The organism is Nitratidesulfovibrio sp. HK-II, assembly GCF_003402415.2.
GTDB lineage: Bacteria > Desulfobacterota > Desulfovibrionia > Desulfovibrionales > Desulfovibrionaceae > Cupidesulfovibrio.
The window spans coordinates 686,721-707,471 of record NZ_AP036014.1 but is presented as its reverse complement, the minus strand read 5'-3'; the positions used below and the strand labels follow the sequence as shown (position 1 = coordinate 707,471).

General features: G+C 67.0%; 30 protein-coding genes. 25 read left to right on the top strand and 5 right to left on the bottom strand.

The window, feature by feature from the left end; all coding sequences use genetic code 11:
* Positions 1 to 9: 9 nt before the first annotated feature.
* Genes RVX_RS02705 through RVX_RS02685 form a run of 5 tightly spaced genes read right to left on the bottom strand, consistent with a single transcriptional unit; the run spans position 10 to position 1,802 of the window.
* Positions 10 to 495, bottom strand: a complete 486-nt coding sequence (locus RVX_RS02705; protein ID WP_420192329.1) for a DUF2325 domain-containing protein — start codon at positions 493 to 495, stop codon at positions 10 to 12.
* Positions 492 to 791 carry a hypothetical protein gene (locus tag RVX_RS02700; RefSeq protein WP_420192330.1) on the bottom strand — a complete coding sequence of 100 codons (300 nt, stop codon included), beginning with the start codon at positions 789 to 791 and terminating at the stop codon, positions 492 to 494. The genes RVX_RS02705 and RVX_RS02700 overlap by 4 nt, the downstream gene beginning before the upstream one ends.
* Positions 788 to 1,003 (bottom strand): hypothetical protein, encoded by a 216-nt coding sequence (locus RVX_RS02695; protein WP_420192331.1) that lies wholly within the window; start codon positions 1,001 to 1,003, stop codon positions 788 to 790. The genes RVX_RS02700 and RVX_RS02695 overlap by 4 nt, the downstream gene beginning before the upstream one ends.
* Positions 1,003 to 1,341 (bottom strand): hypothetical protein, encoded by a 339-nt coding sequence (locus RVX_RS02690; protein WP_420192332.1) that lies wholly within the window; start codon positions 1,339 to 1,341, stop codon positions 1,003 to 1,005. Before RVX_RS02690 ends, RVX_RS02695 begins: the two co-directional genes overlap by 1 nt.
* On the bottom strand, positions 1,338 to 1,802 hold the full coding sequence (locus tag RVX_RS02685; RefSeq protein WP_420192333.1) for a hypothetical protein: 465 nt from the start codon (positions 1,800 to 1,802) through the stop codon (positions 1,338 to 1,340). Before RVX_RS02685 ends, RVX_RS02690 begins: the two co-directional genes overlap by 4 nt.
* A 221-nt stretch (positions 1,803 to 2,023) precedes the next feature.
* Between RVX_RS02685 and RVX_RS02680 the strand changes: the two genes are divergently transcribed.
* The 25 genes from RVX_RS02680 to RVX_RS02560 all read left to right on the top strand — a co-directional run bounded on the left by RVX_RS02680 (position 2,024) and on the right by RVX_RS02560 (position 20,750).
* On the top strand, positions 2,024 to 2,704 hold the full coding sequence (locus RVX_RS02680) for an XRE family transcriptional regulator (RefSeq protein WP_116308269.1): 681 nt from the start codon (positions 2,024 to 2,026) through the stop codon (positions 2,702 to 2,704).
* A gap of 130 nt (positions 2,705 to 2,834) precedes the next feature.
* Positions 2,835 to 3,317, top strand: a complete 483-nt coding sequence (locus RVX_RS02675) for a thermonuclease family protein (protein WP_116308270.1) — start codon at positions 2,835 to 2,837, stop codon at positions 3,315 to 3,317.
* Positions 3,318 to 3,480: 163 nt separating this feature from the next.
* Positions 3,481 to 3,951, top strand: a complete 471-nt coding sequence (locus RVX_RS02670; RefSeq protein ID WP_147307556.1) for a hypothetical protein — start codon at positions 3,481 to 3,483, stop codon at positions 3,949 to 3,951.
* Between the two features lie 122 nt (positions 3,952 to 4,073).
* Entirely contained in the window at positions 4,074 to 4,688 is a 615-nt protein-coding gene (locus tag RVX_RS02665; RefSeq protein ID WP_116308271.1) for a glycosyl hydrolase 108 family protein, read from the top strand.
* Positions 4,685 to 5,023 (top strand): hypothetical protein, encoded by a 339-nt coding sequence (locus RVX_RS02660; RefSeq protein WP_147307557.1) that lies wholly within the window; start codon positions 4,685 to 4,687, stop codon positions 5,021 to 5,023. The genes RVX_RS02665 and RVX_RS02660 overlap by 4 nt, the downstream gene beginning before the upstream one ends.
* Complete coding sequence (locus RVX_RS02655; protein ID WP_116308273.1) at positions 5,024 to 5,446, top strand: hypothetical protein; 423 nt, start codon at positions 5,024 to 5,026, stop codon at positions 5,444 to 5,446.
* Complete coding sequence (locus RVX_RS02650) at positions 5,403 to 5,735, top strand: hypothetical protein (protein WP_147307558.1); 333 nt, start codon at positions 5,403 to 5,405, stop codon at positions 5,733 to 5,735. The genes RVX_RS02655 and RVX_RS02650 overlap by 44 nt, the downstream gene beginning before the upstream one ends.
* A complete protein-coding gene (locus RVX_RS02645) occupies positions 5,725 to 6,105 on the top strand; it encodes a DUF2730 family protein (protein WP_116308275.1) in 381 nt (126 codons plus the stop codon). Before RVX_RS02650 ends, RVX_RS02645 begins: the two co-directional genes overlap by 11 nt.
* Positions 6,106 to 6,113: 8 nt before the next feature.
* Positions 6,114 to 6,422, top strand: a complete 309-nt coding sequence (locus RVX_RS02640) for an ArsR family transcriptional regulator (RefSeq protein WP_116308276.1) — start codon at positions 6,114 to 6,116, stop codon at positions 6,420 to 6,422.
* Positions 6,423 to 6,431: 9 nt separating this feature from the next.
* Positions 6,432 to 7,025: a DUF3486 family protein gene (locus RVX_RS02635; RefSeq protein WP_116308277.1), complete on the top strand. Its 594-nt coding sequence runs from the start codon at positions 6,432 to 6,434 to the stop codon at positions 7,023 to 7,025.
* Positions 7,022 to 8,707, top strand: a complete 1,686-nt coding sequence (locus RVX_RS02630; RefSeq protein ID WP_216362363.1) for a hypothetical protein — start codon at positions 7,022 to 7,024, stop codon at positions 8,705 to 8,707. Before RVX_RS02635 ends, RVX_RS02630 begins: the two co-directional genes overlap by 4 nt.
* Complete coding sequence (locus RVX_RS02625) at positions 8,707 to 10,290, top strand: DUF935 domain-containing protein (protein ID WP_116308278.1); 1,584 nt, start codon at positions 8,707 to 8,709, stop codon at positions 10,288 to 10,290. The genes RVX_RS02630 and RVX_RS02625 overlap by 1 nt, the downstream gene beginning before the upstream one ends.
* On the top strand, positions 10,283 to 11,569 hold the full coding sequence (locus RVX_RS02620) for a phage minor head protein (RefSeq protein WP_172596684.1): 1,287 nt from the start codon (positions 10,283 to 10,285) through the stop codon (positions 11,567 to 11,569). Before RVX_RS02625 ends, RVX_RS02620 begins: the two co-directional genes overlap by 8 nt.
* A gap of 375 nt (positions 11,570 to 11,944) precedes the next feature.
* Positions 11,945 to 13,096 (top strand): phage protease, encoded by a 1,152-nt coding sequence (locus tag RVX_RS02615; RefSeq protein ID WP_420192334.1) that lies wholly within the window; start codon positions 11,945 to 11,947, stop codon positions 13,094 to 13,096.
* Positions 13,097 to 13,498: a hypothetical protein gene (locus tag RVX_RS02610; RefSeq protein WP_420192335.1), complete on the top strand. Its 402-nt coding sequence runs from the start codon at positions 13,097 to 13,099 to the stop codon at positions 13,496 to 13,498.
* Positions 13,499 to 13,506: 8 nt separating this feature from the next.
* Positions 13,507 to 14,397, top strand: a complete 891-nt coding sequence (locus tag RVX_RS02605; RefSeq protein WP_420192336.1) for a Mu-like prophage major head subunit gpT family protein — start codon at positions 13,507 to 13,509, stop codon at positions 14,395 to 14,397.
* 10 nt (positions 14,398 to 14,407) lie between these two features.
* Positions 14,408 to 14,743: an HI1506-related protein gene (locus RVX_RS02600; RefSeq protein WP_420192337.1), complete on the top strand. Its 336-nt coding sequence runs from the start codon at positions 14,408 to 14,410 to the stop codon at positions 14,741 to 14,743.
* Between the two features lie 12 nt (positions 14,744 to 14,755).
* Positions 14,756 to 15,169, top strand: coding sequence for a gp436 family protein (locus RVX_RS02595; RefSeq protein WP_420192338.1), 414 nt, complete (start codon positions 14,756 to 14,758; stop codon positions 15,167 to 15,169).
* A gap of 11 nt (positions 15,170 to 15,180) precedes the next feature.
* Positions 15,181 to 15,651 (top strand): phage virion morphogenesis protein, encoded by a 471-nt coding sequence (locus tag RVX_RS02590; protein WP_420192339.1) that lies wholly within the window; start codon positions 15,181 to 15,183, stop codon positions 15,649 to 15,651.
* A 2-nt stretch (positions 15,652 to 15,653) separates the two neighbouring features.
* Positions 15,654 to 16,310, top strand: coding sequence for a phage protein Gp37 (locus RVX_RS02585; protein ID WP_420192340.1), 657 nt, complete (start codon positions 15,654 to 15,656; stop codon positions 16,308 to 16,310).
* Between the two features lie 7 nt (positions 16,311 to 16,317).
* On the top strand, positions 16,318 to 16,560 hold the full coding sequence (locus RVX_RS02580; protein WP_420192341.1) for a DUF2635 domain-containing protein: 243 nt from the start codon (positions 16,318 to 16,320) through the stop codon (positions 16,558 to 16,560).
* 3 nt (positions 16,561 to 16,563) lie between these two features.
* Complete coding sequence (locus RVX_RS02575; RefSeq protein WP_420192342.1) at positions 16,564 to 18,039, top strand: phage tail sheath subtilisin-like domain-containing protein; 1,476 nt, start codon at positions 16,564 to 16,566, stop codon at positions 18,037 to 18,039.
* Between the two features lie 30 nt (positions 18,040 to 18,069).
* The gene (locus RVX_RS02570) at positions 18,070 to 18,426 is read left to right on the top strand and encodes a phage tail tube protein (RefSeq protein ID WP_420192343.1); all 357 of its coding nucleotides are present in this window, start codon (positions 18,070 to 18,072) and stop codon (positions 18,424 to 18,426) included.
* Positions 18,427 to 18,435: 9 nt separating this feature from the next.
* Entirely contained in the window at positions 18,436 to 18,771 is a 336-nt protein-coding gene (locus RVX_RS02565; protein ID WP_420192344.1) for a phage tail assembly protein, read from the top strand.
* Between the two features lie 89 nt (positions 18,772 to 18,860).
* On the top strand, positions 18,861 to 20,750 hold the full coding sequence (locus RVX_RS02560; protein WP_420192345.1) for a phage tail tape measure protein: 1,890 nt from the start codon (positions 18,861 to 18,863) through the stop codon (positions 20,748 to 20,750).
* Position 20,751: the final 1 nt, after the last annotated feature.

Here is a 20,751-nt window from a genome sequence, read left to right as displayed (position 1 = left end):
GGGGCGCTCCTAGCGCGCGGCGCACAGGGCCGGACAGGGTTGCGGGGTGCCGTCCGCCAGACGGACGGGGACCAGGGCCGAGGCGGAGCCTATCCGCACGGCCACGTGCTGGATTCCGCCCTCGCACAGGCGGGTGACGGTGGCGGGGGTGTCGGGCTGGTTGGGGGCGTCCGGCGCGCAGCCGGTAAGCACCAGCAGCAGGCAGACAAGCGCGGACAACTGCTGCAAGGCCGTGCCGATGCCCCGGCGCACGTGCCCCACGCCCGCGCCGCGAAGGCGGATGATGGGGGTATCCACCCGCGCCTTGGCGATGTTGACGGCGCGATGGCTGATGACGCTGGTGACCACCAGTACGGCGGTGGCCGATCCCACGCGGGAGGCAAGGTCGGCCTCGCGGCCGGTGTAGCAGCGCAGGTCCACGCCGCGTTCGGCGGCGACATCGCGGTACTTGCCGTGCAGGCGGTCGAGGCCGCCGATCAGGACGATGCTTGTCATGCTGCTACCCTCGCATCCACGTCGATGATGACGGCCTCGGCGTCGGCCAGCAGGTGGCCCAGGTCGGCCACGGCGTGCGTGCCCACGGGCACCATGCGCACGGCGGCGGCATGCAGGGCGTCGGCCCCCACCACACGGGTGTCGGTGTGCAGCCGGGCGCACAGCGTGTTGGCCTCGGACAGGCCCATGCGGGCGGCATCGTCCACGTCCATGGTCCAGTGCGACCGCCGCGACACCATCACGGCCAAGCCGGTCTGGCGGGTGCGGCTGGCGTCGATGACGCAGAAGGTGCTCATGCCGCACCCCCGGCCAGTTGCAGGGCGGCGCGCAGGGCGTTGCCCCTGCTGTCGCGCGGGGCGAACACGGTCACCTCACCCGCCACACCGCGCACGCGGATCATCACGTGGCCGGGGGTGAACGAGGGGCAGGTGTACAGGCGCATCGGCTCCATGCCGTGGACGGCATGACCGGGCGCACACGGGGTGGTGTGGTCAGTGCGGGTTTCCATCAGGCGGCCCTCCGGTGCGCGGAGCGCACGGGTATGCGCAGCGCGGATTCCGGAGCGCCCGCCTCGCGCAGTTCATCGAACAGGCGTTCGGCCGTGGCCCGGTGTGTCTCCGGGTCGCGGTACAGCAGGGGAAACAGCGCCTCGGGCGGGCACCCCAGCGCCAGCAGGTGGGCCAGCGTGCGCCGGTGGTTTTCCACCCCGCGCACCGTGCCGGTCACCTTGTGACGCGGCGTGTTCACGGCCCGCGCCACGTCGGCCATGCTGCGCCCCGTCTCCGCAAGGAACTTGCGCAGCGCCCACGGATCGCGGTCTTTGCCCAGGCCGGATTGGGTGATCATCGTAAAGCCTCCTGGTCCAACAGTTCATCTTCCAGCCGCCGTTTGGACTTGGCCCGCACCTTGCCCTCGATGCAGGCCTGCCCGTAGTCGCGCAGCTTCCGATCTGCCGGGGTCATCACGTCGCACCCGAATGAGGACAGCCACACCCGCAAGGGTGCGATGCTGCCAAGGGCCGCGCAGAACACATGCACCGCGAGCATGGAGGGCACATGCTCGCGGTCGTCTGCGGACAGCCACTTGTCCAAGGTGTCTTGGGAGATGGTGCGGGCACGGCCCTGCGTCATGCGCACGCCAGCGGCAAGCGCGACGTCGTTCATGCGGTCCGTGATCTGCTCTCTCGACATGGCGCTATCGCGGGCCGCGCGGAACATGGCGGCCTTGATGGCGGAAACAAACCCAGCCACCTGCATGGTGCGGCTGTTGGCTTCCTCGAAGAGGGAGAGTTGCAGAGGCGTTTTCACCGTCCCATTCCCCTTGGTCACACCGTCCGAAGTGGTGCCGTCCTGCCCGGAGTTCTGTCCGAACAGTTCCGGCTAGCGACGTTGACCCGTCTTGGTGGGGCGGGGTACAGTGCTCATGTCAGGTGAACTTGTTACCCCGTCCGTGCCTCCAGAATTGGCACAAACGAGAAAATCAGTCAAGCACGTTCGAGTATTTTTCTCGTTCGTGCCTGTGGGGCGTTATGACTTTTGGTGACCGGCTCAAGCAGCTTCGGGGCAACGAGACGCAGGCGGAGTTCGCGGCACGCATTGGCGTGAGCCAGCGGGCTTTGGGAAACTACGAAAGGAACGAACGTACCCCTGATGTTGACTTTGCGGCGCTCGTTTGTTCCAAGACGGGTGCATCCCCCGCATGGCTGTTGCTTGGGGATGAAAAGGGACTGCGCCCGACAGAAGCGCGAGAGGTGCAGCGCCCGGCACCTGTTTCCGTTGTCTGCACCGACTGCGATGTGGTCATGATCCCCAAGGTCCGGGCGACCCTCAGCGCAGGCGGAGGAAGCCTGGAGACTAACGGAGATCGCGTCGGGGCCTACGCCTTTCGGTCGGATTGGCTGACGCACAAGGGGCAAGTCTCCAGCATGGTCCTTATGGATGTGGTCGGCGACAGCATGGAGCCGGAGATCCGCAACGGTGACATGGTGTTGATTGACCAGTCGCAACAACGGATTGTCCCAGGAGCCATTTACGCTGTCGGCATTGAGGACGGCGTCCTGGTCAAACGGCTGGACCTGGTTCCCGGCACGCTGGTGTTGTCCAGCATCAACCCGACCTATAGCCCCATTGAAGTACCGTTACGCGGCGATCTGGCCGACACGGTGCGCGTCATCGGCAGGGTGATCTGGTGGTGTAGGGAAGCGAAGTAGCCGACGCAAAACAGCCGACGCGTCGGCTGTTTTTAGGCGGTCTGTTTTTGCAACACGCTGAAAATACTGGGCGCGAAAAAACAAAACAGCCGACGGTCGGCTGTTTTTGAATGCGAAGGGTTGTGACGGCATGCCCAATCTACTTGTGGTCTTACTGCTCTTTATCCTTGGTGCTGGTGATGCCAGTGCATGGACGGGTAAGGTGATCGGCATTAGCGATGGCGACACCGTTACCGTTCTGGATGCGGACATGGCGACCGTGAAGGTGCGGTTGTACGGTGTGGATTGCCCGGAATCGTCGCAGCCCTTTGGAACGAGAGCAAAGCAATACACAAGTTCGGTCGTTTATGGGAAAATGGTCACGGTTGAGGACATGGACATCGACCGTTACGGGCGCGTGGTTGGTGTTGTCGAAACCGTAGACGGGACAAGCCTTAACCGCGCGCTGGTGATCAACGGGATGGCGTGGGTTTACGACAGATATTGTCGCGCGGTGTGGTGTGCTGAGTGGAAGCAGGATGAGATGCGCGCCAAATCTGCCCGTGCCGGATTGTGGAGCGAACCAGCCCCCATGCCACCGTGGGAATTTCGAAGGGCCAAGCGCACCCGCTAATATGCTGCCTTATGCTGATCGGCAGAGTGATATGGTGGTGCCGGGAGGCGAAGTAGCCGACGCGTCGGCTGTTTTACAGGTAGGCTATTCTTGCAACGCACTGAAAATGCTAAATGCGAAAAAGTAAAACAGCCGACGGTCGGCTGTTTTTGGAGAGGCTGACATGGAAAATAGCTGGCAGTCGCCAAAGGCTCGGAAACTGGTCTGGGGGGCGTTCGCTTTTCTTGTCATCGTCGCCTTGCTAGGGCAGGTGGCAGAGCGGAGCAGGAAGCCCCCAACGTTGCCGCAACTTGCGGATAGCGTGCCGCAGGAAGCCCGCGAGCGGCTTGCACAGGCATGGCCGAAGATGCTTAAGGCGTGTCCGGGCCTTGATAGATACTATGACGCATTGACGTTCAAAGGTGTAGAGATGGGTTTCCCTGAACTCAACGGGGTTTATGCGAATCTCGTGTTCTCCGTACCCATGGAGAAGTCCTCTGTTCCGGTAGACTACATGGTATTCGGGCACACCTGTTTTTTCGGGGTGACTGACGATGGGAAAGGCTTGATAATTCCAAAACGTGGATGTCAGGCTCTATGCCTGAATAGGGTAACCCCTGAAGCCGGACCAGTTTTACACCTACCGCTGAACTGATTCCCACCCTCAAGCCCCGCTCCGGCGGGGCTTCTTGTTTTCATACCCTTTAAAAGACGCGCTCCCACAGGCCCACCTAAGGTGGGCCTTGTCATGCCCGAAGGGCAGACAAGGGAGGAGACATGCAAGACATTTTCGACAGGGCGCAAGCCTTTGTGGCTCGCTGGGAAGGCGGGTTGGTGGACCACCCGTCCGACCCCGGCGGCATCACCAACCGGGGGGTATCGCTGCGCTGGCTGCGCTCCATTGGCGCGGACATCGACGGCGACGGCGACATCGATCAGGACGACATCCGCGCTGTTACGCCCGAAGTGGCGGCGCAGCTGTTCCACCAACATTTCTGGGCAGCGCCCGGCGTGCATCTGCTGCCACCGCTGGTGGCCGTGGCGGTCTACGACGCCGCCGTCAACCAGGGTGCGCCGCGCGCCGTGCGCCAGATGCAGGCCGCGTGCAACACCGTGAGCCGTGACCAACTGATGGTGGATGGCGACCTGGGCGGCAAGACTCTGGCCCGCGTGCAGGCCCTGTGTGGAGCCATGGGCGGTGGGCAGCTTGCGGTTTGCGACATCGTCATCACCGCGCGCGAACAGTTTTACCGCGAGTTGGCCAGCCGACCGCCCAAGCGATTGGCGGACGGCCAGGTGGTGGACTACCGCGCCTTTCTGCGGGGCTGGCTGTCCCGCACCGGCAGCCTGCGCGGGTGGTGCCACCAACTGGCCGCCGAGGGGTGGGCGTGATGCGCCCCCTTGCCCACGCCGCCGCCCTGGTGGGCGATGCCTTCTGCGACCACACGGGCGGCACCAGCTGCATGCGGATCATGTCCGTGCTGGTCTGCATCATCGTGCTGGGCGCGTGGATCATCGGCATGCTGGCGGAAGGGCGCTACCTGCCCATCGGATGGCCGGAAGTCTCGCTGATCGGCATGGCCTGCGGGGCCAAGGCCGCGCAAAGCCGTTTCGAGTTGGGTTCCGGAGGGGTTTGGGGTGCGCTTCCCTCGCCCGGTGTTGACGCCACCGCACCCGCGCAGGAGCCGGTACCGGCCCCGCGCGACATGGACACCGGAGGTTTCTAGATGATCCCCATTCCCGACACCCTGAAGGCGCACCTGGTTGCCATCTGCGCGGGGGGCGCGCTGCTTGTGGTGCTGGCCCTGCTGGGCTGGGCGCTGTGGCTGCGCGGCGATCTGGCAGCCGCACGCACAGACCTGACCGTGGAGCAGGCAGCGCACAACTCCACCCGGGCGGAGCTGGCCACGAAGATCACCGCAAACAACCTGCTGCTGGCCGACCAGCGCATGAGCAATTCCACCATTGCCGCCCTGTCCGGCCAGGTGAACGCCACGCAGGCGCTGCACCGCGAGTACGTGACACGCGAGACCGCGCGCCGGGCCATGCTGGCCAGCGCCACCCCGCGCCCCCGAACCCCCGAAGAAACCGCCAAGGTGGTGGACAATGCGACGCGCCGCGCTGCTGCTGATATGCTTAACGATTGGTAGCGCGGCGGGCTGCGCCACCGCGCCGCCGCAGGCCCCCACCGTGCTGACGGTGCGCCACGTGATGACCCCGTGCCCCCACCCGCCGGACATGACGGCGGACCAGCTGGCCACCATGGCCGGGCGCGTGGACGGCAATGCGCCGTTCGACGGGCAGGGCAATGTGGACGCGCTGACGGCGCGCCACCAGGTGATCCGCACCCACGTCAAACTCCTGGAGGCGGCGTTGCGCTGTTACGATCAGCAGGCCCAGGCCGGGCAGGCTGACGAAGGGGGCGCGGATGAACGCTGATCTGGTTGTGCAGTGGGCGGGCGTCATCGTGCCGCTGGTGGTGCTGCTGGTGCAGGGGCTGCTGGCCTGGCTGATGTGGTCCTTGCGGCGGGAATACGTGTCCAGGGCGGACTGCGGTGCCTGCCACGGCAAGGTTGATGCGCAATTGGCCGGAGTGGACACGCGCGTCGCAGGGCTGGAGGGGGCAGTGGAAGCAGCCCCCACGTCCAAGGACATGCAGACCGTCATGGTTCAGCTAGCCGAGATCAGCGGCGAGCTGAAGGCGGCCAACGCCCGCGCCGAAGGTCAGGCGGAACTGCTGAAATCCGTGTCCCGCCAGGTGTCCATGCTGAACGATTACCACGTCACCAAGAACGGGCGTGACCGATAGGAGTGTCCATGTCGTTTCAGAAACTGCTTACCGAAGACCGCCGCCTGTGCGTGCTGCGCCTGCTGTCCGGCGCGCCCGGCAGAGAGGCCAATCACTTCGTGCTGCGCACCGCCCTGCGCGACCTGGGCCACGCCGTCAGCCATGACGTGGTGCTGTCCGACCTCGCGTGGCTGGAGGAACAGGGACTCGTGTCCACCACCGGCGCAGGAAAGGATGGCGACCTGACCGTGGCCGCCCTGACCGGGCGCGGCCATGACGTGGCCGAAGGCGTGGCCGTGGTGCCCGGCGTGAGGCGCCCGCTGCCGGGCGACGACTAGGAGGCCACCATGCCGCGCAAGTCCACCATCAAACGCCTGCCGCCCGAGGTCCGCGAGCGCATCGGCGTGCTGTTGGGACAGGGCCGCACCCTGGACGAAATACTGAAGGCGCTGGCCGCCCTGGACGTGGACGTCAGCCGCAGCGCCCTGCACCGCTACAAGCAGAGCATCGACAAGGTGCGTGAGCGCATCGACCGCAGTCGCGCCGTGGCCGAGGCGTTGGTGCAGCGGCTGGGCGACGCCCCCGAAAGCAAGACGGCCCGCATGAACGTGGAGCTGATGCACTCGGTGATCCTGGACATCGTGTCCAATGCGGAGGCAGGCGGCACGGAAGGCGACGCGGAGGGCGGCAGCGATGACAACTCCCCCCTGAATCCCATGGGGGCCATGCTGCTGGCCAAAGCGCTGGACCACCTGACCAAGGCGTCCCGCACCGATGCGGACCTTATCGCTCGCATCCGTGAGGAAGCCACCAAGGTGGCCACGGCAAATGCCGCAAAGGCAGCCGAAGTCGCCGGGCGTGAAAAGGGCCTCTCCCTTGAAACGGTAGAGGCCATCAAAGCGCGCATCCTTGGGGTGCGCCCGCAGGGGGCACCGGCATGATGGCGGCCAGCGCGCAGCACACCGCCACGGTTGCGGCCATCGCGGGGCCGCCCGCCGGTCCGGTCACGGCCGAGGAGTGGCGCAAGCACCGCGAGCAGTCCCGGCAGGCCATGCCCGACGTGCTGGCCGGACAGGAATTGCCCGACGTGCTGTTGCTGTACCAGCAGGAGACGGTGGCGGCGATCTACGAAAACGACGTCACCGTCGTTGAAAAGGGGCGGCGTACCGGCATCACCTGGGCCGTCGGGGCTGCTGCGGTGCTCATCTCCGGTGCGGCCCGGTCAGCCGGGGGCATGGATACCCTGTACATTGGCTATTCGCACGAGATGGCAAGGGAGTTCATCGACACCTGCGCCATGTGGGCCAAGGCATTCATGCCCGCCGCGTCCGATGTGGACGAGTGCCTGTTCCGGTCCATGAAGCCCAACGGCGAGACGGAAGACATCAAGGCGTTCCGCATCACCTTTGCCAGCGGCTTCCAGATACTGGCCCTGACATCCCGCCCGCGCTCGTTGCGCGGCTATCAGGGCTTCGTCATCGGCGACGAGGCGGCCTTCCACGACGAGTTGGACGAGGTGCTGAAGTCCGCCCTGGCCCTGCTGATCTGGGGCGGCAAGGTGTGCATCATCAGCACCCACGACGGCGACGAAAACCCGTTCAACACGCTGTGCAACGATATCCGCGCCGGGCGAAAGCCGTACAAGCTGGTGCGCATCGACTTCGACCGTGCCCTGTCCGAGGGGTTGTACAAGCGCATCTGCCTGATGCGCGGCAAGGAGTGGTCGCCGGAGGCCGAGGCCGAATGGCGCAAAGGCATCTTTGCCCAATACGGAGACGGCGCGGACGAAGAACTGATGTGCATCCCCAGCCGGGGCAAAGGCGCATACCTGCCGCTGGCCCTGCTCGAGCTGCGGTCCGACCCGGACATACCCGTGGTGTGCTGGGAAATGCCCGACAGCTACGTCGCATGGCCGGAGCATCTGCGCGTGGCGGAGTGCCGGGACTGGTGTAGCGGCGTGCTGGCCCCGCTGCTGGCCCGGTGCGACCCCAACCTGCGGCATTACTTCGGGCAGGATTTCGCCCGCTCGGGTGACCTGACCGTGGTCTTTCCGCTGGCCGTGGACCAGAAGCTGGTGCGCCGCGCTCCGTTCGTGCTTGAGGTGCGTAACGTCCCGTTCGACCAGCAGCGCCAGGCGCTGTGGTACCTGATAGACCGCCTGCCCCTGTTTACCGCCGGGGCCATGGACGCCTCGGGCAACGGGGCGCATGTGGCGGAACTGACCGCGCAGGAGTACGGGCTTGGCCGCATCGCCCAGGTGAAGATGACGGAGAACTGGTACCGCGAGAACATGCCCCGCTACAAGGCAGCGTTCGAGGATGGCACGATAGTCATCCCTCGCGATGCCAACGTGATTGCCGACCACCGGGCCTTCAAGCTGGTGCGTGGCGTGGGCAGGCTGCCCGACGCGGACACATCGAACGACAAGACAAAGGGCAAGAAAGCCAAGCGCCACGGCGACAGCGGCATAGCTGGGGTGCTGGCCTATGCCGCCACCTGCGCCGAAGTCATGGAATACGCCTACGAACCCGCACAACCCACGGGGGCTGGCCCCCGATACGACGACGACCCGGACGATGCGCGGGATGCACCCCGCGCGCGCTTCGGCAAGGGGGCATACTGATGCTGTACGATCACCTGGGCAGGGCCGTGGACACGGGCAGGCTGCGCGACGAGGAAGCAGGGCCGACGCTTACCGGCGTGCGGCAAATCATATCCGGCCACCCCGCTCAGGGGATGACCCCGGAACGGCTGGCCGCCATCCTGCGCGACGCGGAAAACGGCGACCCGCTGCAATACCTGGAGCTGGCCGAGGAGATGGAAGAGAAGGACATGCACTACCGGTCGGTGCTGGGCACCCGCCGGTTGCAGGTTTCCGGGCTGCCCATCACCGTGGTGGCCGCCAGCGACGACAAGGCCGACGTGGCCGCCGCAGACCTGGTGCGCGAATGGCTGGAATGGGACGAGGCGCAGTTCGCCCTGTTCGACGTGCTGGACGGCATCGGCAAGGGCTTCAGCTGCACCGAGATCGTGTGGGAAACCAGCGGCAGGCACTGGATGCCCAAGGCGCTGATATGGCGCGACCCGCGCTGGTTCCGGTTCGACCCCGCCGACGGCCACACGCTGCGCCTGCTGGACGCGGGGGGGCAACTGCTGCCCCTGACGCCCTTCAAGTACATCACCCACATACACAAGACCAAAAGCGGCCTGCCCATCCGGGGCGGGCTGGCCTACGCCATCTCGTGGGGGTGGCTGTTCAAGAACTTCGACATCAAGTCGTGGGTGCAGTTCGCCGAGGTGTTCGGGCATCCGCTGCGGGTGGGCAAGTACGACGGGTCCGCAAGCGAATCGGACAAGGCGGCTCTGCTGCGTGCAGTGCGCAACATCGCGCGCGACGCGGCGGCCATCATTCCGGCCTCGATGCAGATAGACTTCATCGAAGCCAAGATGTCCGGCAACATCGACCTGTTCGAGAAACTGGCCGCGTTCCTTGACCGGCAGGTTTCCAAGGCGGTGCTGGGCCAGACAGGCACCACGGACACCGGCCAGCACGTGGGCACGGCCAATGCCCACGAACAGGTGCGCGAGGACATCGAACAGAGCGACGCGGCCCAGCTGGCCGCCACGCTCAACCGCGACCTGGTGCGCCCGCTGGTGGACCTGAACCTGGGGCCGCGCCTGCGGTATCCGCGTCTGCGCATTGCACGGCAGGATGCCGAGGACATGGCCGCGCTGGTGGTGGCGCTGAAAGAACTGGTGCCCCTTGGCCTGCGCGTTGAGGCCAGCGTGGTCCGCGACAAGTTCGGCCTGCCTGAACCCGCCGAAGGTGCCGAGGTGCTGATGCCCCAGGCCATCGCCCAGCCCGCACCGGAACAGGAAGCGGCCCCGCAGCGGGCAGCGCACGCGGCTCGGCCGGGCGGGGGCAACGAAGATACGGACGCGCTGGACATGCTGGCTGACGAGGCCCTGGCGGACTGGCAGCCGCTGGTGCAGGGCATGGTGGACCCGATCCGGAAACTGCTGGACGAGTGCGCCACGCACGATGAGTTCCTGCGCCGCCTGCCCGAAGTCGTCACCGCACAGGACACCGCAGCCCTGACAGAAGCGCTGGCGCGGGCGCTGTTTGTTGCCAAGCTGGCAGGGCTTACCGGCGCGCCTGTCCAGGCCATCGGCGGTGACGGGGATGCGGGTGGCGGTAATGCTTGAGATGCGCCCGCTGCCGCCCGAGGAGGCCGTGGCCTACTTCAAGGCCAAGGGCTACCAACTGCCTGCAACATGGGCCTGGCAGGACATGTGGCAAGAGGCGCACGCCACGGCCTTTACCGTGGCCAAGTCCGCAGGGTTCGACATTCTGGGTGATGTGCATGGGCAGGTGCTGAAGTCGCTGGAGCAGGGCCAGACCTTTCGCGACTTCCAGCGCGAACTGACGCCCCTTTTGCAGGCCAAGGGCTGGTGGGGCCGCAAGGAACTGCCGGACCCGGCAACCGGCGAGGTGCGCGAGGTGCAGCTGGGCAGCCCGCGCCGCCTGCGCACCATCTACGACGTGAACCTGCGCACGGCCCATGCGTCCGGAGCGTGGGCGCGCGTGCAGCGCACCAAGGACCGCCGCCCCTTCCTGCGGTACGTGGCCATCCTGGACCGACGCACCAGGCCGGACCATCGGGGGTGGCACGGCGTGGTGCTTCCGGCTGATGATCCGTGGTGGGATACGCACTACCCGCCCAACGGCTGGCGTTGCCGGTGCACCGTCCAGCAACTGGGGCAGCGGGACATGGACCGCTACGGCTACACGGTAAGCGAAGCACCGCCCCGCCCCATGCTGCCCTGGGAGAACCCGCGCACGGGTGAGCGGGTGATGGTGCCCAAGGGCATCGACCCCGGCTGGGCCTACAACCCCGGCAAGGCCGCCCTGGAACATCATGCGGCGCGAACCCTGATGGACAAGCTGGCGCCGCTGCCGCCGACCGTCGCGGCGTGGGCCATGGCAGAATCCGCAGGGTTCGTGCTGCCCGCGTTGGAAAAGGACTATGCGGCATGGATTGGCGAGGTGGGCAAGCGGGCGGGTAGCGGCGCGTTCAGGGCCACGGGCGAGCGCCGGGTGGTCGGGGCGCTCTCGCCAGGTGTCCTGTCGTTCCTTCAGGAGCGCGAGATCACGCCCGCGTCGGGGGCCATCACCATCGCAGACGGCGACGTGCTGCACATGCAGCGCAGCGCCAAGGGCAGCAAGCTGCCTGCCGCCACGCTGGCCAGCCTGCCCGGCATGCTTGCCAGGCCGCAGGCCGTGCTGTGGGACAGGCAGGACCCCGGACTGGTCTACGTGTGGAGCGCGGGCGATGCCGCAGAGAAGGTCATCGTGAAGGTGAACTACGCCACGCGGGTAGCCCGGCAGAAGGTGACGACCAACAGCGTGCGCAGCGGGCGCACGACGAGCGCCGCCGAGCTGCGCAACAGGGGCCGTTATGACCTGGTGGAGGGGGATGTGTGATGATGCAGGCCGCGCCGACGGGGGAACGCCACCCCCCTTTCGCGTCTCCGCTGCCTGGGCGGAGTATGGCGGGCCGAAGCGATTTCGCGGCCAGCGCCGGGCGCGGTACCTGTATGAACTACATACGGCGGCTCGAAACCCTGCGCAAGAGCGCATCGCGCGAAAACGGCCCCTGCGCCCCTGATTTTTTCGATGTGGCCGCTTGTCCGGCCTGACAGGGCATCGCGCCGCAAATAGCGTTCATGAACGTTCATGAACGCATCCCGCGCGTGCTCGGGCAGCATGCGCGGCCCCGCCCCCCGCAGCTTCCCCTCCGCCTCATGTTGTAAAGGGCTTTAAAAGACGCCGCTACGCCATGCGCCCTAGAAGGGGCGCATGGACACCACACACGATACCCCCCAGATGCTGGCATGCCACGCCGTGGCCATGGGCCAGCCGTCGGACGGCGGCACGGTCACTCCCCCGGAGTGGGTGCAACTGCTCCCGGCTGGTGTTTTCCGTGGCCGTGACGGCCGTGGCCCGTACCGCAACGACGACCCCGAAGGCATCGTCCGGGCCACCATGGCCTATCAGGCCGGTGCCGACATCCCCATCGACTACGACCACCAGTTGGTCTTTTCCGAAGTGAACGGCCAGCCCGCCATTGCCGCCGCCTGGATCAGCCAGTTGGAAGCGCGCAACGGCGAGGTGTGGGGCCGCGTGACGTGGACCGACAAGGCCGCTGCCCACGTGGCCAGCCGCGAGTACCGCTACCTGTCCCCGGTGTTCGAGCATGGCCGGAAGGACGGGCGCATCAGCCGCATCGAATCGGTCGCGCTGACCAACCAGCCCAACTTGCTGATTACCGCCATAGCCTCCCGCCGCGCGCTGCGGTCGCCATCCGCAGGGTTCGCAGACTCGCCTGACGACTGCCGCATTGGCGAAGAGGCTCAACCCCCCACCAGAGGAGAAGACATGGACCTCAAGAAAACGCTTGCCAGCATTCTCGGCCTGTCCCCGGACAGCGCCGACGATGCCGTGGCGGCCAAGGTACAGGGCCTCGTCACCGCAGCGCACAGCGCCAACGCGGGGCTGGTTGCCATCGCCAAGGCCGTCGAGGTGCCGGACGATGCCGCACCCGGCGTCATCGCCGACCAGGTGCGCGCCGTGGCCAGCCGGGCGGCCACCCCCGACCCGGCCAAGTTCGTGCCCATCGCCATGTACCAGGAGACGGCCAACAACCTGTCGAGCCTGCGCAACGAGGTGGCCGCCACCAAGGCCAAGGACCTGGTGGACCAGGCCAAGGCGGCCCACAAGGTCACCCCGGCCATGGAAGGATGGGCGTCCGACTACGCCACCAAGGACCCCGAGGGGTTCAAGGCGTGGATGTCCGCATCCGTCGCCGTGGTGACGCCCGGACCCGACGCGACCGCCGGTGGTCCGCCCCAGGGCGGCGGCAAGCTGACCGACACGGACCGCGCGATCTGCGCGCAGCTGGGCCTCTCGGAAGAGGACTACGTGAAGAACATCGGCAAGGAGGGTGCGTAAATGGCAGCCCTGACCAAGGACAGAGACACCCTGCGCCGCGATGACGCGCGCTACGAGTATCCCGTGGCCGCGACCACCAGGCTGCACGCGGGTGGCCTGGTGGCCCTGAACGCCAGCGGCTTTGCGGTGCCCGCGTCCGCCGTGCCCACGCTGACCGTCATGGGCTGGTCCGTCTCCCCGGCAGACAACAGCACCGGCGCGGATGGCGACATCAATGTGCTTACCGAGACGCGCGGCGCGATCAAGCTGGCCAACGACGGCAGCATCACCCGCGCCCACGTGGGCAAGAAGGCCTACGCCGTGGATGACCAGACCGTGGCGGCCACCGACGGCAGCGGGGCGCGCCCCGCCGCCGGGATCATCAAGGACCTGGACGCCTCGGGCGTGTGGGTCGGGTTCTAGGAGACACCATGAACATCAACGCACAGAGCCTTCAGGCGGCCTTTACCGGCTTCAAGGTCGTCTACCAGAACGCCTTCGCGGGCGTGAAGTCCGAGCACGAACGCATCGCCATGGTCGTGAACAGCTCGACGAAGCAGGAGACCTATCCCTTCCTGGGCAAGTCCACCGGCTTCCGCGAGTGGATCGGCGACCGCGTGATCCAGAACCTGAAGACCCACGACTTCACCATCAAGAACAAGTCGTTCGAGAACACGGTGGGCGTGGACCGCGACGACTTCGAAGACGACACCCTGGGCATCTACACGCCCTTCTTCGCCCAGCTCGGCCAGGACGCCGCTGAACATCCCTCGCGGTTGGTGTTCGGCCTGCTGGCGTCCGGGTTCACCGGCCGCTGCTACGACGGCCAGTACTTCTTCGACACCGACCACCCGGTGCTGGACGAAAACGGCAACGAGACCAGCGTCAGCAACTTCGGCGGCGGCACCGGGACCGCGTGGTACCTGCTGGACGTTACCCGTGCCATCAAGCCGCTGATCTTCCAGAAGCGGCGCGACTACACCTTCGTGCGCATGGACCAGCCCACCGACGAGGCCGTGTTCACCCGCAAGGAATACCGCTACGGCGTCGATTGCCGGGTGAACGCCGGTTTCGGCCTGTGGCAGCTGGCCTATGCCAGCAAGCAGGACCTGACCACCGCCAACTACGCGGCGGCGCGCGAAGCCATGCAGGGCATGAAGGGCGACAAGGGCAGCCCGCTGGGCGTGAAGGCGTCGCTGCTTGTGGTGCCCACCACGCTGGAACAGCAGGCGCTGGAAGTGGTCAAGCGCGAACGCGAGGCCAGCGGGGCCACCAACGTCTACCAGAACTCGGCGGACATCCTCGTTTCGCCGTGGCTGTAGGGGGTGCCGCATGCCGACCATGATCCGCATCACCTCGAAGCGTGACGGGTTCCGCCGGGCGGGCATGGCCCACAGCGGCACCCGCGACTACCCCGCCGGGACGTTTACCGACGAGCAGCTGGAAGCCCTGACCGGCGACCCCATGCTGGTTGTTGACGAGGTGGACGTTCCCGACCTGTCCGATGCCGAAGCCACCGACGCCGACGCCAAGCCCGCCAGCCCGGCCAAGGCCGCCAGGGGAGGCAAGGGCGGCAAGAGCGAGAACGACAAGGCCGACGCCGCCACCGGCTCGGGCGACGCCGCCCCCCAGAACACCGGCGACGCCCCCGCCAGCGGCGGCCAGTAAGGAGAGCGGGCGATGTACGCGACCATCGGCGACATGGAAACGCGGTTCGGCCAGCAGGAGCTGGTGGAACTGACCGACACAGACCTGACCGGGGCCGTTGTCGAGGCCGTGGTGGAAACCGCCCTGGGCGACGCCACGGAGCTGATCAACGGCTATGTGGCGGCGCGCTACCGGGTGCCGCTGTCTCCCGTGCCCGACATGGTCCGCCGCTGGTGCTGCGACATCGCCCGCTTCTACCTGCACAAGGCGGGCGTGCCTGATGTGGTCAAGGCCGGGCACGAGTCTGCCTTGCAGGGCCTGCGCGATGTGGCGCGTGGCGTTGTGCAGTTGCAGGCCACCGGCGTGGAAACCCCCGGCGCATCCGGCGAAACGGTGCTGACCGTTGGTGGGCGCGTGTTCACCGACGGCAGCATGCGGGGGTTCTGATGGCTGGCGGCATGACCTTCACCGTCCGGCCCGGCGGGCTGGACGCCATCGAAAGCGCCCTGACAAGGCTGGCCGCCCGTGCGGACAACCTGCTGCCCGCCATGGACGAGATAGGTTCGCAGATGTTGCAGCGCACGCAGCGCCGGTTTGAAGAACAGCAAGGGCCGGACGGCTCCGACTGGCCCGCGCTGTCGCCGGTGACGGTCAAGCGGCGCGGCGACGCCGGACCCATCCTGCGCATCTCGGGCGACCTGTACCGCAGCGTCTCCTACCGGCCCGGCCGCGATCATGTGGAGTTGGGCACCAACTGGCCCTACGCGCGCGCCTTGCAGCTGGGGATATTGCGCGGCGCATCGGGCCGCACCCGGCGCGGCGGCCCCATTCCGTGGGGCACCATTCCGCCCCGGCCGTTCCTGGGCATCTCCGACGACGACGGCGCCGACGTGCTCGACATCATCCAACACTACCTGGAAGGGGCCTAGCCATGATCTCCGCCATCGAAAACGCCATCATCGCCCGCCTCTCCTCTGCCCCCCGCGATGTGCTGGGCTACGGGCTGCGGCGCGTGGACAGCTATGGCGGCCAACTGGAGGCCGAAGACGAACTGGCCAAGATCGCCAACGTGCTGCCCTGCGCCCTGGTTACCTGTACGGGGGTGGGCCGCGCCGACGACAACGGCAGCCACTACACCGAGCGGGGCACCTTTGCCGTGCTGTGCGTTGCCCGGTCGCTGCGCAACGAGCAGGCCACCCGCCACGGCGGCAAGCCCGGCGAGGTCGGCACCCACCAGATGCGCGATGACGTGCTGGCCCTGCTGTGCGGCCAGACGCTGGGCCTTGGCGAACACATTTCCCCGTTGGTGCCGCACGGCACCCGCATCCTGTTCAACGGCAAGCTGCGCACGCAGGCCATTTCCGTCGTGTCCGTGGAGTTTGCCACCAACTGGAACCACCCGGTCCCGGCGGACGCACCCCAGGCGGCGCTGCCCGAAAACACGCAAGGGGCAACGACCCCCGCCGAGGCGGTGGCCAAGGCCGCAGGCATTACCGACTTCACGCTCTATGCCGGGGATTGGGGCGCGCCCGTGCCCCTCTTCGACGGCCAACCGCTCCGCGATGTCGTGGAGTTCCACCAGGAGTAACCCCCCCATGACCACACAATCCGCACAGACCGCCAAGAACCGCGCTTCCAAAGTCCCCGTCCCCACGTTCGTCATCCGGCCCGCGCGGCCCGACGACATGGTGCGCGACCCCGAGACTCGCAAGCCCCTGGCGCAGGGTGGCGAATCCAAGCCCCGCAACAGCCATTGGCTGCGCCGCCTGGCTGCCGGGGATGTCGTGGAGGTGACCGAAAGCGACACAGCACCGGCCAAGCCGGGCAAGAAGGAGTAGCCCATGACCATCAGCTTCTCGCAGATCCCGGTGACCATCCGCACGCCGGGCCAATACGCGGAGTTCGACAACTCGCTGGCCAACAAGGGCCTGGTGCGGGACATCACCCGCGTGCTGCTGCTGGGGCAGCGCCTGTCCACCGGTTCGGCCGAACCCCTCGTGCCCGTGCGGGTGCTGTCCGGCGACCATGCCGTGGCGCTGTTCGGTCGCGGCAGCATGCTGGCGGCCATGGCCTACGCCTTCAAGGAAGCCAACGAGGATTCCGACCTGTGGGCCGTGCCCGTGGCCGACAACGCCGCCGGTCAGGCCGCCACCGGCACCGTGACCATTGCCGGTACCGCCACGGCAGCTGGTACGCTGCTGCTCTACGTGGGCGGGGTGAAGGTGCAGGCCGCCGTGGCCGTGGGCGCTCTGGCCTCCGCCGTGGCCGCCGACCTTGCCGACGCGGTGGGCGAGATGCCCGACCTGCCGGTGACGGCGTCGGCCACCGGGGCCGTGGTCACGCTGACCGCCCGCCACAAGGGTGAGACCATGAACGCGCTGGACCTGCGCACCACCTACTGGCAGGGCGATGCCGTGCCCGCCGGGCTGACCGTGACCATCGCCGCCCCTTCCGGAATGTCGGGCGGCACCGGCAACCCCGACGTGACCACCGCCCTCGCCGCCCTGGGCGACGTGCAGTACCACCACGTGATCACCCCGTGGACGGACACCGCCAACCTTGCCGCTCTGGAAGAGGAACTGGAGGACCGCTGGTCCGCCACCCGCCAGATAGAGGGGCAGGCGTGGGCGTCCGTTTCGGGCACGCACGCGGCGCTGGCCACCATCGGCAGCGCCCGCAATTCCGAAGTCATCTCCATCATGGGCGCGCAGCGCAGCCCCACGCCGCCGTGGCTGTGGGCGGCCGTTTACGGCGCGGTGGCGGCTTACCAGCTGGGCATCGACCCCGCCCGGCCGCTGCAAACCCTGGAGCTGCCCGGCATCCTCGCCCCGGCCGAGCCGGATCGGTTCACCCGCGCAGAGCGCAACCTGCTGCTGTACGACGGCGTCAGCACCTTCATGGTGGCCGTGGACGGCACCGTGTCCATCGAACGGGCCATCACCACCTACCAGGTGAACGCCTACAACCTGCCGGACCCCAGCTACCTGGACGTGGAAACGCTGGCCACCCTTTCGGTGCTGCGCAGCACGCTGCGCGCCCGCATCAGCCAGAAGTTTCCCCGGCACAAGCTGGCCGACGACGGCACCCGGTTCGGTGCCGGGCAGGCCATCGTCACGCCCAGCATCATCCGGGCCGAACTCATCGCCCTGGCCCGCGCCTGGGAAGAGCGCGGCTGGGTGGAAAACCTGACGGCGTTCAAGGATCAGCTGGTGGTGGAACGCAACGCCGACGATCCCACCCGCGTGGACGTCGTGCTGCCGCCCGACCTGGTCAACCAGTTGCGCGTGTTCGCCGCGCTGGTGCAGTTCCGCGTCTAACCCCACGCCCGCAACACGCAGGAGAACGACATGTCTCAATATCTCGGAAGGGCGGTCATCGCCTACGACGGCAAGACGCTGGACACCCAGCGCTCGGCAAAACTCAACCTGGGCGGGCAGTCGCGCAAGCCGGTCATCGGCACCAACAGTGTGGGCTTTGCCGAAGAACTGGTGCCCGCCACCCTCGAATGCGAGGTGAACGTGACCAAGGACACCCCGGTGGAAGAAATCCGCAACATCACCAACGCCACGGTCACCTTCAGGGGCGACATCGGCCGCACCTGGGTGATCCGCGAGGCGTTCGTGGAGGACGTGCTGGAGCTGTCCGAGGGCGAAGGCGGCAAGATGAAGGTCAAACTCACCGGCAACCCCGCCGACGAAGCATAGGAAGGCACCATGACCACGACCACCCAGCCCCGCGAACCCAAGGTGATCAGGCTGTCCCGCCCGCTCTTCGTGGGCGAGGCGAAGTACGAACAGCTGTCCATGCGCGAGCCCTTCGTGAAGGACCAACTGGCCGTGGACGAGCCCGGCCAGACCCAGGCGGAAATGGAAGTGCGCCTCATCGGGCGGCTGTGCGGCCTGGACACGGAAGCCCTGCGCGAACTGCCCGTGTGCGACTACGTGCAGTTGCAGCGGGCGCTGATGGGTTTCATCTCGCCCCAGGCGGCCGCATCCGCCGCGCCGCGCTCGAACTCGGACACGTCGCCGGATGGGGCAGGCACGAAATAGAGGACATGCGGGTATCCGAGTTCATCGCATACCACGCCGAGGCGCTGCGCCTGGCGCGGGACATCTCTGGAGAAGGATAGGAGGCTGACGTGCTGGGTTCCGGCCAGATGGCGCTCAACATAATGATCGGGGCCGCTCTTTCGGGCGGCTTCCGGTCTTCCTTCAGCGGGGCGCGGTCGGAAATGACCCGCCTTGCCGACGGTTCGACACGCCTGGGCGCTGCGCTGGATGCCACCGACCGCAAGATGCACGGCATGAGCGGCAGCGCCAACGACCTTCAGGGCAACCTTGCCCAGGTGGGTCAGGCGGTGGCCTCGCTGGTGATGATCCGCAGCGCGGTGAACATGGCGGGTGACCTGGAACACCGGCTGGCCGCAACCGGCATTACGGCAGACCTGACCGCAGCCGAGGTGCGCGAACTGCGCAACCGGCTGCGCGAACTGGCCGTGCCGGAATCCACCAATCAGTCGGTGGACCAGCTGGAAGGCGGGTTCAACAAGCTGGTCAGCGCGGGCATGGAGTCGGGCAAGGCGCAGACGGCGCTGTATTCCATCGGGCGCACTGCCACCGCCACCGGCGCTGCCATCGACGACCTGTCTGCCACGGCTTTTGTCCTTGTCGACACCTTGAAGGTTGCGCCGGGCTCCCTCTCTGCCGAAATGGATCGTTTGGCTTACGCGGGCAACAAGGGTGCATTCGAGCTGAAGGACATGGCACAGTACTTCCCCCAGCTTGGGGCAAGCGCGAAGATGCTTGGCCTACAGGGGAGTGAGGCCGTCGGGACTCTTGCCGCAGCTCTTCAGATTGCCAAGAAGGGGGCCGCAACACCTGGAGAAGCTGCCAACAACATGAGCAACTTCCTCAAAGCGCTGAACGCCCCGGACGTCTTGGCCAAAGCCAAAAAGGCCGGAATCAACATTGAGCGCATCATCAAGAAGTCCATGCAGCAGGGGGGCAACCCGCTGGAGGATGTGCTTGACGCTCTGCATAAGAAGCTAGGGACCAACCCGTTCAAGATTGCACGTATCTTTGGCGACGCGCAGGTTCAGAATTTCCTCAAGCCGGTGTTGGCTGATCTTGAGGAAATGAAGGCCCTGAAGAACGACATCATGACGAAAAGCGGCGGAACCGTGGATAGCCAGTTCGCCACCATGATGGCGACGTACAACGAGAAGACCACGGCCTTCCGCGCCTCGGTCGAGAAGCTGGGCGATTCCGTGGGCCGTTCGTTCCTGGCACCGCTGGGTGCTGTTGTGTCCATGCTGACCCCGTTGGTGAACCTGCTTTCCGATGCTGCGGACACCTCGCCCACGTTCACCTTCACCCTGCTGGCCATGGGCGCGGCGCTGACCGTGCTGCCGCCCGCCATTGCCCTGCTCGGCATGGCCTGGCGGGTCATGTCCGCGTCCATGGTGGCCACGCCGATAGGAGCTGCCATTGCCCTGATCGGGCTGGGTGCGGCCTACCTCATTGATCACTGGACCCCGGTGCAGGAGTTCTTCAAGGGCATATGGGAACCCGTGAAGCCCTACTGGGACGCCTTTGTCGGCTGGGTCGGCGGCGTGTGGGAGAAGCTGCGGCCCATGTTCGAGACGGTGGGCAAGTGGATGGGCATCGGCGCATCCGCCACCACAGGCACGCCCGCCACTCCGAAGGCTGGACCCGGCACCCAGGGCGCGGAGGCTCCCGGTGCAGCCGGGGGCAAGGTTGCCGCCCCCGGTTCCGCCGCCGGTGCGGGAAAGCCCGGCGCGCCCCTGCCGCGCATGGGCGCGGGGGCCGCTGCGGCAGAGGAACGCGGCGCGGCCGCCGGGGCGCGGGCCACCCAGCAGACCGACGCCCAGGGCAAGGGCGTGCTGCGCCATGTCATCGAGCTGACCGTGCGCGGGCTGCCTGCCGGGTCCAGCGTGGCCGCCCGATCCGACAGCCCCGGCGTCACCATCAACGCCCGCACCGGCCCGATGATGGCCGGGGCGAACTAGC